The organism is Pseudomonas mucoides (assembly GCF_015461845.1).
Classification (GTDB): domain Bacteria; phylum Pseudomonadota; class Gammaproteobacteria; order Pseudomonadales; family Pseudomonadaceae; genus Aquipseudomonas; species Aquipseudomonas mucoides.
Genome location: NZ_JACOPW010000005.1, coordinates 219,493 through 233,862 on the forward strand (window position 1 = coordinate 219,493; position 14,370 = coordinate 233,862).

At 59.8% G+C, this 14,370-nt stretch carries 15 protein-coding genes; all 15 read left to right on the forward strand.

All coding sequences use genetic code 11. The features are described 5' to 3' along the window. The first annotated feature begins 3 nt into the window (after positions 1-3). Positions 4-1,233: an endolytic transglycosylase MltG gene (mltG, locus tag H8F22_RS22085; protein ID WP_194940682.1), complete on the forward strand. Its 1,230-nt coding sequence runs from the start codon at positions 4-6 to the stop codon at positions 1,231-1,233. A gap of 19 nt (positions 1,234-1,252) precedes the next feature. Further along, positions 1,253-1,885: a dTMP kinase gene (gene tmk, locus H8F22_RS22090; protein ID WP_027924045.1), complete on the forward strand. Its 633-nt coding sequence runs from the start codon at positions 1,253-1,255 to the stop codon at positions 1,883-1,885. Then, positions 1,878-2,864, forward strand: a complete 987-nt coding sequence (locus H8F22_RS22095) for a DNA polymerase III subunit delta' (RefSeq protein ID WP_027924046.1) — start codon at positions 1,878-1,880, stop codon at positions 2,862-2,864. The genes tmk and H8F22_RS22095 overlap by 8 nt, the downstream gene beginning before the upstream one ends. 42 nt (positions 2,865-2,906) lie before the next feature. After that, positions 2,907-3,263 carry a PilZ domain-containing protein gene (locus H8F22_RS22100; protein ID WP_027924047.1) on the forward strand — a complete coding sequence of 119 codons (357 nt, stop codon included), beginning with the start codon at positions 2,907-2,909 and terminating at the stop codon, positions 3,261-3,263. A gap of 14 nt (positions 3,264-3,277) precedes the next feature. Then, positions 3,278-4,066: a TatD family hydrolase gene (locus H8F22_RS22105; RefSeq protein WP_027924048.1), complete on the forward strand. Its 789-nt coding sequence runs from the start codon at positions 3,278-3,280 to the stop codon at positions 4,064-4,066. A gap of 377 nt (positions 4,067-4,443) precedes the next feature. Beyond that, positions 4,444-5,082, forward strand: coding sequence for a TetR/AcrR family transcriptional regulator (locus H8F22_RS22110; RefSeq protein WP_008152317.1), 639 nt, complete (start codon positions 4,444-4,446; stop codon positions 5,080-5,082). A gap of 139 nt (positions 5,083-5,221) precedes the next feature. Then, entirely contained in the window at positions 5,222-6,190 is a 969-nt protein-coding gene (locus tag H8F22_RS22115) for a GTP 3',8-cyclase MoaA (protein WP_027924049.1), read from the forward strand. Between the two features lie 232 nt (positions 6,191-6,422). Next, positions 6,423-7,028 carry a DUF4823 domain-containing protein gene (locus H8F22_RS22120; protein ID WP_027924050.1) on the forward strand — a complete coding sequence of 202 codons (606 nt, stop codon included), beginning with the start codon at positions 6,423-6,425 and terminating at the stop codon, positions 7,026-7,028. Positions 7,029-7,044: 16 nt separating this feature from the next. Then, the gene (locus tag H8F22_RS22125) at positions 7,045-7,605 is read left to right on the forward strand and encodes a DUF1285 domain-containing protein (RefSeq protein WP_027924051.1); all 561 of its coding nucleotides are present in this window, start codon (positions 7,045-7,047) and stop codon (positions 7,603-7,605) included. A 190-nt stretch (positions 7,606-7,795) separates the two neighbouring features. Further along, positions 7,796-8,512 (forward strand): FadR/GntR family transcriptional regulator, encoded by a 717-nt coding sequence (locus tag H8F22_RS22130; RefSeq protein ID WP_194940683.1) that lies wholly within the window; start codon positions 7,796-7,798, stop codon positions 8,510-8,512. Between the two features lie 131 nt (positions 8,513-8,643). Beyond that, on the forward strand, positions 8,644-9,519 hold the full coding sequence (locus H8F22_RS22135) for an SMP-30/gluconolactonase/LRE family protein (RefSeq protein ID WP_027924053.1): 876 nt from the start codon (positions 8,644-8,646) through the stop codon (positions 9,517-9,519). 195 nt (positions 9,520-9,714) lie between these two features. Continuing rightward, the gene (locus H8F22_RS22140; protein WP_027924054.1) at positions 9,715-10,533 is read left to right on the forward strand and encodes an SDR family oxidoreductase; all 819 of its coding nucleotides are present in this window, start codon (positions 9,715-9,717) and stop codon (positions 10,531-10,533) included. Between the two features lie 123 nt (positions 10,534-10,656). After that, positions 10,657-11,661, forward strand: coding sequence for a substrate-binding domain-containing protein (locus tag H8F22_RS22145; RefSeq protein WP_027924055.1), 1,005 nt, complete (start codon positions 10,657-10,659; stop codon positions 11,659-11,661). Between the two features lie 63 nt (positions 11,662-11,724). After that, on the forward strand, positions 11,725-13,269 hold the full coding sequence (gene araG, locus H8F22_RS22150; protein WP_059182345.1) for an L-arabinose ABC transporter ATP-binding protein AraG: 1,545 nt from the start codon (positions 11,725-11,727) through the stop codon (positions 13,267-13,269). Between the two features lie 12 nt (positions 13,270-13,281). Next, entirely contained in the window at positions 13,282-14,250 is a 969-nt protein-coding gene (gene araH, locus H8F22_RS22155) for an L-arabinose ABC transporter permease AraH (protein ID WP_027924057.1), read from the forward strand. Positions 14,251-14,370 lie beyond the last annotated feature (120 nt).

Genomic DNA, 14,370 nt, shown 5'->3' on the forward strand with positions numbered 1-14,370 from the left:
TACGTGAGACGTAAATTCTTGCTGCTGCTGGAAACCGGATTGGTACTGGCGGGGCTGTGTCTGGGCGCTTCTGCCTGGAAAATCCATTCGGCGCTGGAACAACCGCTGAACATCACCCAGGAAGAGCTGCTGGACGTGCCCAAAGGCACGACACCCACCCGCACCTTCTATCGACTCGAAGCCGACGGCGTCATCAAGGACGCGTTCTGGCTGCGCGTTTACTGGCGCTTCAATCTGCCCAAGCAACCGTTGCACAGTGGCGAATACCGCATGCTTCCGGGCATGACGGTTGAAGGGCTGATCGACCTGTGGAAACGCGGCGAAATGGTTCAGTACAGCGTGACGCTGGTCGAAGGCTGGAATTTCCGCCAGGTCCGCGCCGCCCTGGCCAAAGATGAAAAACTCGAGCAGACAATCGCAGGTTTGAGCGACAGCCAGGTCATGGAAAAACTCGGTCACCGCGGGATTTTCCCGGAAGGTCGTTTCTTCCCCGACACCTATCGCTTTGTACGTGGCATGAGCGACGTCGATCTGCTGAAAAAAGCCTATGACCGCCTCGACGAAGTCCTCGCCAAAGAGTGGGATCAACGTTCTGCGGATGCGCCGTACACCGAACCCTATCAGGCGCTGATCATGGCCTCGCTGGTGGAGAAGGAAACCGGCGTGCCGCAAGAGCGCGGGCAGATTGCCGGGGTCTTTGTTCGGCGCATGGCGATCGGCATGTTGCTGCAGACCGACCCGACGGTGATCTACGGTCTGGGTGATCGCTACAGCGGCAAACTGACCCGCGCCCACCTCAAGGAAGCGACCCCGTACAACACCTATATGATCTCGGGGCTGCCACCGACGCCGATTGCCATGGTCGGCCGCGAAGCCATCCATGCCGCTTTGAACCCGGTGGCCGGCAACAGCCTGTACTTCGTTGCGCGTGGCGATGGCAGCCATGTGTTCTCCGATGATCTGGATGCCCATAACAACGCAGTGCGTGAGTTCCAGCTCAAGCGTCGTGCCGATTATCGTTCCAGCCCGGCACCGATCCCTGGGCCAGAGGCGGCGAATGGCGAAGCACCGGAGGCCGAGGCGCCGATTCCGGCGGCTTCACCTGATCCCGATCCCGAGGCGTTGCCCTCCGTCGTGCCGCAAGAACCGGCTCCGGCTCCGGTTCCGGTTCCGATGCCTGCACCGGCAGCTGAGCCCGCGCCGGAAGCTGTCGCTCCGCAAGGCGCGCAATAATTTCTGATAAGGACTGCCCGTGACTGGCTTGTTTATTACCCTGGAAGGCCCGGAAGGCGCCGGCAAAAGTACCAATCGCGAATACCTGGCCGAGCGCCTGCGCGCTGCCGGTATCGAAGTGGTGCTGACCCGCGAACCGGGTGGTACGCCGTTGGCCGAGCGGATTCGCGAAGTGCTGCTGGCCCCGGTTGATGAAGTCATGAACCCCGACACGGAGCTGCTGCTGGTGTTTGCCGCGCGCGCCCAGCATCTGGCCGAAGTGATTCGCCCGGCGCTGGCCCGTGGTGCGGTGGTGTTGTGTGATCGTTTCACGGATTCTACATACGCCTATCAAGGTGGCGGTCGCGGTCTGTCGCTGGAGCGCATCGCGACGCTCGAAACCTTCGTCCAGGGCGATCTGCGCCCGGACCTGACCTTGATCTTCGACCTGCCGGTGGAAGTGGGCCTGGCCCGCGCCAGTGCTCGCGGTCGTCTGGACCGCTTTGAACTCGAAGGCCGAACCTTTTTTGATGCCGTGCGCAGTGCGTTCCTCAAGCGCGCCGAGGCGGATCCGGCGCGCTATGTGCTGGTCGATGCCGCCCAGCCGCTGGTGCAGGTTCAGCATTCGCTGGACGCCTTGTTGCCGCGTCTGCTGGAGTTGACCCGTGGCTGAAGCCTATCCGTGGCAGGACAGCCTCTGGCAACAGTTGGCCGGTCGTAAGCAACACGCTCACGCCTATCTGCTGCATGGCCCGGCCGGGATCGGCAAGCGCGCGCTGGCGGAACGCTTGATGGCCAGCCTGCTGTGTCAGCGGCCAACCGCGCAGGACGCATGCGGTGAATGCAAATCCTGCCTGCTGCTCAAGGCTGGCAGTCATCCCGACAACTACATCCTCGAGCCGGAAGAAGCCGACAAGGCGATCAAGGTCGATCAGGTCCGCGATCTGGTCAGCTTCGTGGTGCAGACCTCGCAAATGGGCGGGCGCAAAGTGGTGTTGATCGAGCCGGTCGAGTCGATGAACGTCAACGCCGCCAACGCCTTGCTCAAAAGCCTGGAAGAGCCGTCGGGCGATACCGTTTTGCTGTTGGTCAGTCACCAGACCAGTCGCCTGTTGCCGACCATCAAGAGCCGTTGCGTACAGCAGGCCTGCCCACTGCCGAGCGAAGCGATGAGCCTTGCATGGTTGGCGAAGGCGTTGCCGGACAGCTCGGAAGACGAGCGCGTCGAACTGCTGACGCTGGCCGCCGGTTCTCCGCTGGGCGCGGTCAAATTGCAGGCCCAGGGTGTGCGCGAACAGCGCGCGCTGGTGGTGGAGGGCGTGAAGAAGTTGCTCAAACAACAGCAATCGCCGACACAATTGGCCGAAGAATGGAAAACCATTCCGCAGTTGCTGCTGTTCGACTGGTTCTGCGACTGGTCGAGCCTGATCCTGCGCTATCAGCTGACCCAGGATGAAGACGGTCTGGGATTGACGGACATGCGTAAGGTGATTCAGTACCTGGCGCAGAAAGCCGCTCAGGATAAAGTCCTGAATATCCAGGACTGGATCCTTGCCCAGCGTCAGAAGGTGATGAGCAAAGCCAACCTCAATCCGGCACTTTTGCTGGAAGCGCTGCTGGTGCAATGGGCCTCGCTGCCTACCCAGAAGTGATCGTCTGCGCCTAGACTCTGTGCATCAGCAGTGGAGGTCAGCATGAATGAACTCGTCAACCCGGGGCCGCGTAACGGCATTTTGTCCCTGACCATCAAGGACAAATCCGTGCTGTACGCGGCCTACATGCCCTTCATCAAGAACGGCGGGCTGTTTATCCCGACCAACAAAAGCTACAAGTTGGGCGATGAGGTCTTCATGTTGCTGAACCTGATGGATGAAGCCGAAAAGATTCCGGTCGCGGGCAAAGTCACCTGGGTCACGCCCAAAGGCGCTCAGGGTAACCGCGCCGCTGGCGTCGGCGTGCAGTTCAACGACGGTGACAACACGGCGCGCAGTCGAATCGAAAACTACCTGGCCGGAGCCCTCAAATCCGACCGTCCCACCCATACGATGTAAGTTGCAGCCCTTTTATGCTCGTAGATTCCCATTGTCACCTTGATCGTCTCGACCTCGCCGCCCACGACGGCTCTCTGGATGCGGCACTCGACGCGGCCCGTCAGCGCGGGGTAGGGCACTTCCTGTGCATCGGCGTCAGTGTCGACAACGCGGCCGACGTCAAAGCCCTGGCTGAACGTTATGACGACGTCGATTGTTCGGTCGGCGTGCATCCGCTGGATGTGCAGCCGGGCGCTGCGCCCGCACTGGACTGGTTGTTGCGCGAACTCAATCACCCGCGCGTCGTCGCGATTGGCGAAACCGGTCTGGATTATCACTACGAACCGGAAGCGGCCGAGTTGCAGCAGGAGTCATTCCGCCTACATTTGCAGGCAGCACAGCAGACCGGCAAGCCAGTGATCATCCACACCCGCGGCGCCCGTGCCGATACTTTAAGCTTGTTGCGTGAGGCGGCACTGCCACAGGCCGGCGTACTGCATTGCTTCACCGAAGACTGGGACATGGCCAAGGACGCGCTGGACATGGGTTATTACATTTCCCTGTCTGGTATTGTCACTTTCCGCAATGCCGACGCGCTACGCGATGTGGCCAGCAAAGTGCCTGCCGACCGCTTGCTGGTGGAAACCGACTCGCCATACCTCGCGCCGATCCCGTATCGCGGCAAGCCGAACCTGCCGCAGTATGTAAGGGAAGTCGCGGAATTTCTGGCCATGTTGCGGGGTGAGCCTTACGAGCGATTTGCCGAGCAGACCACCGAGAACTTCAAGCGGCTGTTCCCTTTGGCGCATGTGAAACCGGTTTAGGGCTAGCGCGAGCAGGCTCGCTGCGCAGGGTCAAATCGCAGGCAAAAAAAACCCGGGTTCTGGGGGGTGAATCCGGGTTAAGACCATTAGGAGTAAAACAATGGTACGCGGTCCGTTGGTACCAATATCGGCGCAACACTTGGGGGAGATGTCTCGCCGACAGTTCAAGTATTGATCACTATTGCGCCTAGTCCAGTTTACGGGCCCCGGTTTTTAAACAATTTTGGAATACGCCCGCTTCGGAAGAGTTCTCATCAATGAGCGAGCCTGCGGGAAATCATCAAGAAACACAGATATGGTCGGATGATCCGTGCATTTTTGCGTAAGTTAGGCATAATACGCGGCTTCGAATTTTGACCCCCAACAGACCTTTTCTTATGCATAAAGAACCTCGTAAGGTCCGTGAGTTTCGTCGCCGCGAGCAAGAAATTCTCGATACCGCGCTCAAGCTGTTCCTCGACCAAGGTGAAGACAGTGTCACCGTCGAGATGATTGCTGATGCCGTCGGTATCGGCAAAGGCACGATCTACAAGCACTTCAAATCCAAGGCGGAGATCTATCTGCGCCTGATGCTCGATTACGAGCGTGATTTGAACGAGCTGTTGCATTCGGCCGATGTCGACAAGGACAAGGAAGCGCTGTCCCGGGCCTACTTCGAATTCCGCATGCGCGATCCGCAACGCTATCGGTTGTTCGACCGCCTGGAAGAGAAGGTGGTCAAGGGCAATCAAGTGCCGGAGATGGTCGAGGAACTGCACAAGATCCGCGCCTCGAACTTCGAACGCCTGACCCTGCTGATCAAAGGCCGGATCAGCGAAGGCAAGCTCGAAGACGTGCCGCCGTACTTCCATTACTGCGCATCGTGGGCGCTGGTGCATGGCGCTGTGGCGCTGTATCACTCGCCGTTCTGGAGCAACGTGCTGGAAGATCAGGAAGGCTTCTTCCAGTTTCTGATGGACATCGGCGTGCGCATGGGCAACAAGCGCAAGCGCGATACCGACACTCCGAGCAGCTGAACCATTCAGCTGCCTGATTGCGCCATGATTTCTCTATATGGCGCAGTACCGCAGGAATATACTCAGGCTTGGGACTTGCCAAAACTTGAATTCTGAGTCAAGTTTTGTGCGTTCCACTTGTCCATCGCCGGAGTGATCCATGATCGTTGACCGTCAAGGCAGGCGTTTTCGCAATTTGCGGATCAGTCTGACCTCAGCCTGCAATTACGCGTGTACCTACTGTGTGCCCAACGGCAAGCGGCTGGTAGCTGCGCAGGATGAATTGTCGGCCGAGGCCATGGCGCGCGGCGTGGCATATTTGATCGAAGCGGCGGGCATCGAGCGTTTGCGTATCACTGGCGGCGAGCCGCTGGTCAGCCCCAAACTCGAAGCCTTCATGACCGCCGTCGGCCAGATGGGCCTGGAAGACATCAGCCTGACCACCAATGGTCAGCTGCTGGCGAAAAAGCTGCCGTTGCTGGTGGACGCCGGCATTCGTCGTATCAACGTTTCCCTCGACACCCTGGACGCCAGCGCCTTTCGCAGCATTGCCCGCGGCGGCGATCTGGCGACCGTGCTCGACGGCATGGATCAGGCCAGCGCGGCGGGCATAAAGATCAAGGTCAACATGGTGCCGCTGCGCGGACAGAACCTTGATCAGGTGATGCCGCTGCTCGATTACTGCCTGGAACGCGGCTATGAGTTGCGCTTCATCGAGCTGATGCGCATGGGCCACCTGGCCACCGACTCCAATGCGTTCCTGCAACAGTTCGTCAGCCTCCAGCAGTTGCTGAGCCTGATTGGCGAGCGTTATGAGTATCTGCAGGCCGATGCACCGGTCGATGCCACTGCGGTGCGCTACGAGATTCCGGGGCAGGGGCATTTTGGTGTAATCGCCAATGAAAGCGTTCCATTCTGCCGTACGTGCTCGCGCTTGCGTCTTTCGTCCACGGGTTGGCTGCATGGCTGCCTGTCGTCGAGCAACCGTCACTATGTCGGCGACTTGCTCGACAAACCTCGCCATCAAGCGCTGCCGGCGTTGCAGCGGCTGCTGGTGAAGGCCTTGGGTGACAAGCAGGAAGTGGCGTTCTCCGGCGGCGCGACAGTCATGAAGATTATTGGCGGCTGACACGCCCTGTGGCGAGGGAGCTTGCTCCCGTTGGGGCGCGAAGCGGCCCCCGAATTTCCAAAGACACTGCATTCCTCAGAATTTACGGCTGCTGCGCAACCGAGCGGGAGCAAGCTCCCTCGCCACAGATTTGCATTATCTATTTGCAAACATCCCTATGCTCAAGACTGGCGCGGAAGCTGCATCCCATGGCCATTCGCCGGTTTTCCGTCACCGGCCTCTGGAGGGTAGGATGCGTAGCCTGGTTTTGCTGCTGGCCGTTTTGGCGCTTGGTGGCTGCATGAATGTCAGCGACATGGCTGAAGGGACTCGCTACCAGATGAGCGACGCGGGGCTGCTGGATCACAGCGACAGCCGTCGGGTGAACAACCTGCGGATTCAGCCGGACTCGTTCATCTACATCGCCCAAGGTGCCTTTTCGCCACCAGGCAGTCCTTATCCGCGCCCAAACGTGGTGGCCGAAGAAGCCTTTAACGGCTTTGTCGAATACTTCCCGATGGTCCGCCGCGCCCGTGCACCCGAAGGCCTCGACCAGGCCATGGCTGAAGCCCGTGCCGCCGGTGCCCATTACCTGCTTTACACGCGGTTCGCCAAGGCTGACGACCGCATCGGCAACTCCGATGAGTGGCTCGATCAGGAATACGTGGACCGCCTCGGCATCGACAGCGGCGTGATTCAGATCATGTTGATCGAGACCAGCACCCAGTATTTGATTGATACTGCACGCATCAAGAGTCGTGGCGGTTTACTGACGTTCCACGACAACAAGCCAGAAGACCTGATCGGCCCACCCCTGCAGCAATACGCGCGCAGCCTGATCGGGATCAGCGACCAGTAATTTAAAGGAGAACGCCATGAGTGGCCCGCAAAAAGCCAACGACTTGTTGGGGCAAATCCCCAAGACCAAAGGCTTGCCGCCGGTCCACCTGTGGAACCCCGACTTCTGTGGCGACATCGACATGCGCATCGCCCGCGACGGCACCTGGTATTACCTGGGCACGCCAATCGGGCGCAAGCCGATGGTCAAATTGTTCTCGACCATCATTCGTCGCGATGGCGATGATTACTTCCTGATCACTCCGGTCGAGAAGGTCGGGATCAAGGTCGATGATGCGCCGTTCGTGGCGATTGCCGTCGATGTGGAAGGCGAGGGTGAGGCTCAGCTCCTGCGATTCACCACCAACGTGGATGAAACGGCCGAGGCAGGCGCGGAGCACCCGATTCGGGTGGTCATTGATCCGGTCACTCAAGAGCCCGCGCCCTACGTGCATGTGCGGACCAATCTTGAAGCGCTGATCCACCGCAATGTGTTCTATCAACTGGTGGAACTGGCCGTGACCCGTGAAATCGACGGGCAACGCTGGCTGGGTGTGTGGAGTGGCGGCGAGTTTTTCCCCATCGGTCTCGAGCCTTAATGCAAAACCCTGTGGGAGCGAGCTTGCTCGCGATGGCGGTGTGACAGTCAACATTGATGTTGAATGTTACGGCCTCATCGCGAGCAAGCTCGCTCCCACAGGGTTCTCTGTGTTCTTTCAATAATCCAATTGACACCCAATCGTATGATGATTAGCGTGTTGCTCCATCGCGCGCGGTCTTGAGGTTTCCATGTCCAGCAGTTTTCACGCCTCAACGGTCGATTGGCTGGGTTGCTGGATTGCCGCTGGCGAGGTCAAGCCCGGCGAAACCCTCAAAGTCGAAGCCGACCTGGGCGAGCAGTTGGGTGTGAGCCGCACGGTCATCCGTGAAGCCATCAAGACCCTGGTCGCCAAAGGCATGCTTGAAGTCGGGCCGAAAGTCGGTACGCGGGTGCTGCCGGTGCGGCGCTGGAACCTCTTCGATCCGCAAGTCGTCGGCTGGCTGTCACGCAGTGGTTTGCCGGAAAACTTCGTCGACGACTTGCTCGACCTGCGCCGCACCATCGAGCCGATGGCCGTGCGCTGGGCCTGTGAACGGGCGACGGTCGAGCAAGTGCAGGCCATCCTCCTGGCCTACAACGCGCTGGAGCGGGCCGTGGACAGTGGCGTCGATTACAACCGCGCCGACCGGGTATTCCACGAGTGCATCCTCGCCGCCAGCCACAACCAATTCATCGAACAAATGGTCCCGGCGCTCGGCGCGCTGCTGGCGGTGTCATTCGAAGTCTCTGCCGCCGACCCCGACGAACTGCGGCGTACGCTGCCCATCCACAAAGACGTGGCCGACGCCATCGCCGCCCGCGACGCCGCGCGCGGGGTGTGGGCGTGCATGACCCTGATCGATAACGCAGACCTGGCGATCAAACGCTTCTACCCCCAAGTCGTGGCCGACAAAAGAACTGGCTGACTACAAAGAACCCATGTGGGACCGAGCCTGCTCGCGAAAGCGTCGGCACACCCGACATAGATGTCACAGACACACCGCTATCGCGAGCAAGCTCGCTCACACCTAAAAACAAGAACAAGGCAGGAGGTTTCATGACGTTGAATGCGCTGACCCAGCACCGGGCGCGGCTTGGCGAAGGCCCGTTCTGGGATGCCCCGACACAGGCGCTGTACTGGGTCGACATCGCCGGCAAACAAGCCCTCCGGTTAATCGGCGCCAACGTCCAGATTTGGCAAATGCCGGAACACATCTCCGCCTTCATTCCGTGTGAAAGCGGCGATGCGCTGGTCGCGTTGAGCAGCGGCGTCTATCGTCTGGACCTCGACTCCCCGGGCCTTGAACCACGACTGACCTTGCTCTGCATGGCCGACCCGCAACCCGGCAACCGCCCCAACGAGGCCCGTTGCGATGCGCAGGGGCGGCTCTGGCTCGGCACCATGCAGAACAACATCGGCGAAAACGGCGAAGACTTGCCGGTCACCCGTCGCTCCGGTGGCCTGTTCCGTATCGACCGCGATGCCCGGGTTACGCCGTTGCTTCGCGGACTGGGAATTCCCAACACGCTGCTGTGGAGCGAAGACGCCACCACTCTGTTTTTCGCTGACAGCCTCGACGCCACGCTGTACCGCTACTTCATCCACGCCGACGGCAATCTGGACACCGCTTATGTCTGGTTCGGTCCCGACAAGCGTGGGGTCCCCGACGGCTCGGCCATGGATGCCGAAGGTTACATCTGGAACGCCCGCTGGGATGGCAGTTGCCTGATAAGACTGACCCCGGACGGACACGTCGATCGAATCATCGAACTGCCTGTCAGCCGTCCCACCAGTTGCGTATTCGGTGGCGAAGACCTGAAAACCCTGTACATCACCAGCGCGGCGAGCCCGCTCAACCATCCGCTGGACGGGGCGGTGTTGTCGCTTCGAGTAAATGTGGCCGGGAAACCTTGTACGCGCTTTGCTGGATAAATCCCAAAATATGGGATGTAAAATTATATATTGAGATTATTTGCCGGGCAGGTTTATAGTCGGCCATCAGTTACACGCACTCACACTTAAAAAAACAAAACAGGTGAAGTGATGCAGCGATTTTCCAGACAGTCTTTTGACCGGACATCGACAGATGCCCGGTTTTTGTCGTGCCCGCAAAAGGAGTCTTGATTCATGGCTGAACCTCTTTCCTTGCCAGCGGTGCCGGAGCCGCCCAAAGGCGAGCGCCTGAAGAACAAGGTGGTGTTGCTGACCGGCGCTGCCCAGGGCATCGGCGAGGCCATCGTCGCGACGTTCGCGGCCCAGCAGGCCAAGCTGATCATCAGCGATATCCAGGCTGAGAAAGTCGAGAAAGTCGCGGCGCATTGGCGTGAACAGGGTGCGGACGTGGTCGCGATCAAGGCTGACGTTTCGCACCAGCAAGACCTGCACGCCATGGCCAGGCTGGCGATTGATCTGCATGGCCGCATCGACGTCCTGGTCAACTGCGCCGGGGTCAATGTGTTCCGTGATCCGCTGGAAATGACCGAGGAAGATTGGCGTCGCTGCTTCGCCATCGACCTCGACGGCGCCTGGTATGGCTGCAAGGCTGTGCTGCCGCAAATGATCGAACAGGGCATCGGCAGCATCATCAACATTGCGTCGACCCATTCCAGCCACATCATTCCGGGCTGTTTCCCGTACCCGGTGGCCAAGCACGGTTTGCTCGGCCTGACCCGTGCACTGGGCATCGAATACGCGGCCAACGGCATTCGCGTCAACGCCATCGCGCCGGGCTACATCGAAACCCAATTGAACGTGGATTACTGGAACGGGTTTGCCGACCCGCATGCCGAGCGTCAACGCGCCCTGGACTTGCATCCGCCGCGTCGCATCGGTCAACCGATGGAAGTGGCCATGACCGCCGTGTTCCTGGCCAGCGATGAAGCGCCGTTCATCAATGCCTCGTGCATCACCATCGATGGTGGGCGCTCGGTGATGTACCACGACTGAATAGAACCGCTTTCAGGCGCGGAACTCCGTCTGAAAGCCAATCATCATACGATATGACTATTAGCTTCAAAGTGTTCACCGGCTTTCAAATAACGCTCAAAAAAAATAACAAGGAGTCAGCTTATGAATCGTCGTCGCGGGATCCGTTCCCTGTGCTGTGCCGCTCTGGCGGTCACCGCGGTTAGCCTGAGCAGTACGCTGCTGGCAGCCGAGGAAGTAAAGATTGGTTTTCTGGTCAAGCAAGCGGAGGAGCCTTGGTTCCAGACCGAGTGGGCCTTCGCTGAAAAGGCCGGTAAAGACAAAGGCTTCACCGTTATCAAGATCGCTGTGCCGGACGGCGAGAAAACCCTGTCTGCCATCGACAGTCTTGCGGCCAACGGCGCCAAGGGTTTTGTGATCTGCCCGCCGGACGTCGGCCTCGGCCCGGCCATCGTGGCCAAGGCCAAGGCCAATGGTTTGAAAGTGATGGCGGTCGATGACCGTTTTGTCGATGCCAGCGGCAAGTTCATGGAAGACGTGCCTTACCTCGGCATGGCCGCCTTTGAAGTCGGCCAGAAACAGGGCGCGGCGATGGCCACCGAAGCGAAGAAACGCGGTTGGGACTGGAAAGACACCTACGCGGTGATCAACACGTTCAACGAACTCGACACTGGCAAGAAGCGCACCGACGGTTCGGTCAAGGCGCTGGAAGACGCGGGCTTCCCGAAAGACCACATTCTCTTCACGGCGCAGAAAACCCTCGACGTCCCGGGCAGCATGGACGCCACCAACTCTGCATTGGTGAAACTGCCGAGTGGCGCGAAAAACCTGATCATCGGCGGCATGAACGACAACACGGTGCTGGGCGGCGTGCGCGCTACCGAAACCGCCGGTTTTGCAGCGGCCAACGTCATCGGCATCGGCATTAACGGTACGGATGCTATCGGCGAACTGAAAAAGCCCAATAGCGGCTTCTTTGGCTCGATGCTGCCAAGCCCGCACATCGAAGGCTACAACACCGCCAGCATGATGTTTGACTGGGTCACCACCGGCAAAGAACCACCGAAATTCACCGCCATGGACGACGTGACGCTGATCACGCGCGAGAACTTCAAGCAGGAACTGGAAAAGATCGGCCTCTGGAACTGAGGCGCGGTTGATTTCAACGGCGGCCCTGGCGACGGGGCCGTCTGATCTGTGAAGAGGTGGTTTATGCACGCGCAAGTACAGACACATGAGCACAGCGTCGGCGGCAGCCTGCGCTTCAACGGGATCGGCAAGACCTTTCCCGGCGTGAAGGCGCTGGATGGCATCAGCTTCGTCGCGCACCCGGGGCAGGTTCACGCCTTGATGGGCGAGAACGGTGCCGGCAAATCGACCCTGCTGAAAATCCTCGGTGGCGCCTACACGCCGAGCAGCGGCGACCTGCAGATCGGCGAACAGACGATGGCGTTCAAATCCACCGCCGACAGCATCGCCAGCCGCGTCGCGGTGATCCATCAGGAATTGCACCTGGTGCCGGAAATGACCGTGGCGGAGAACCTGTTCCTCGGGCACCTGCCGGCCAGTTTCGGCCTGATCAATCGTGGCGCCTTGCGCCAACAGGCGTTGGCTTGCCTCAAAGGCCTGGCCGATGAAATCGACCCGCAAGAAAAAGTCGGGCGCTTGTCCCTCGGGCAGCGGCAACTGGTGGAAATCGCCAAGGCGTTGTCCCGTGGCGCGCATGTGATTGCGTTCGACGAACCGACCAGCAGCCTGTCGGCACGCGAGATCGACCGCTTGATGGCGATCATCGGACGCCTGCGCGACGAAGGCAAAGTGGTGCTCTACGTCTCCCATCGCATGGAAGAAGTGTTCCGCATCTGCAACGCGGTGACAGTGTTCAAGGACGGCCGCTATGTGCGCACCTTCGAGGACATGAGCGAACTGACCCACGACCAACTAGTGACGTGCATGGTCGGTCGCGACATTCAGGACATCTACGATTACCGCGCTCGGCAACGTGGCGCGGTGGCGCTGAAGGTCGATGGCCTGCTCGGCCCCGGCTTGCGCGAGCCGGTGAGTTTCGAGGCACACAAAGGCGAGATTCTCGGGTTGTTCGGGCTGGTCGGTGCCGGGCGCACCGAGCTGTTCCGCCTGCTCAGCGGGCTGGAACGCAATACGGCCGGACGCCTGGAACTGCGCGGCCATGAACTGAAACTGCGCTCACCTCGCGATGCGATTGCGGCCGGGATTCTGCTGTGCCCCGAGGACCGCAAGAAGGAGGGCATCATCCCGCTCGCCAGTGTCGCCGAGAACATCAACATCAGTGCTCGCGGCGCGCATTCCACCTTTGGCTGCCTGTTGCGTGGCCTGTGGGAAAAGGGCAATGCCGACAAACATATCAAGGCGCTGAAGGTGAAGACGCCCAGCGCTGAACAGAAAATCATGTACCTGTCCGGCGGCAATCAGCAGAAGGCCATTCTCGGTCGCTGGCTGTCGATGCCGATGAAAGTCCTGTTGCTCGACGAACCGACACGCGGCATCGACATCGGCGCCAAGGCGGAGATCTACCAGATCATCCATAACCTCGCCGAAAGCGGCATCGCGGTGATCGTGGTGTCCAGCGACCTGATGGAAGTGATGGGTATTTCCGACCGCATTCTGGTGCTCTGCGAAGGCGCGATGCGCGGCGAGTTGTCTCGCGCCGAGGCCAATGAATCCAACCTGCTGCAACTGGCTTTGCCACGCCAACGCGCTGACGGCGTGGCGAACTGAGAGGTGACTATGATGACAACCCAAAACAACGCGCTGCCTACCGAGCGCAAACCCTTGGACCTGCGACGCTTTCTCGATGACTGGGTGATGCTGCTGGCAGCCGTCGGGATCTTCGTGCTCTGCACGTTACTGATCGACAACTTCCTCTCGCCACTGAACATGCGCGGCCTGGGCCTGGCGATTTCCACCACCGGCATCGCCGCGTGCACCATGTTGTATTGCCTGGCATCCGGGCATTTTGACTTGTCCGTGGGCTCGGTGATTGCCTGTGCCGGTGTGGTTGCGGCGGTGGTCATGCGCGACACCGACAGCGTCTTTCTTGGGGTGACGGCAGCACTGTTCATGGGCCTGATTGTCGGGCTGATCAACGGGATCGTGATTGCCAAGCTGCGGGTCAACGCGTTGATCACCACGCTGGCGACCATGCAGATTGTTCGCGGTCTGGCTTACATCTTTGCCAATGGCAAAGCGGTCGGCGTCTCGCAAGAACAGTTCTTCGTCTTCGGCAATGGCCAGTTGTTTGGCGTGCCGGTGCCGATCCTGATCACCATCGTCTGCTTCCTGTTTTTCGGCTGGCTGCTGAACTACACCACCTACGGGCGCAACACCATGGCCATCGGCGGCAACCAGGAAGCGGCGTTGCTGGCCGGGGTCAACGTTGACCGGACCAAGATCCTCATCTTCGCCGTGCATGGCGTGATTGGCGCGTTGGCCGGGGTGATCCTGGCGTCGCGCATGACCTCCGGGCAGCCGATGATTGGCCAGGGTTTTGAGCTGACGGTGATCTCGGCTTGCGTGCTGGGCGGGGTGTCGTTGAGCGGCGGGATCGGCATGATCCGGCATGTAATTGCCGGGGTGTTGATTCTGGCGATTATTGAAAATGCGATGAACCTGAAGAACATCGATACGTTTTACCAGTATGTGATTCGTGGTTCGATCCTGTTGTTGGCGGTCGTCATCGACCGACTCAAACAACGCTGAGACTCGTGCTGTCTTAGCTGACGCCATCGCGGGCAAGCCGCGCTCCCACAGGTCATGTGTCGTGCACGGATTATGCGACTGACACATAACCGGTGAGAGCGTGGCTTGCCCGCGATGGCG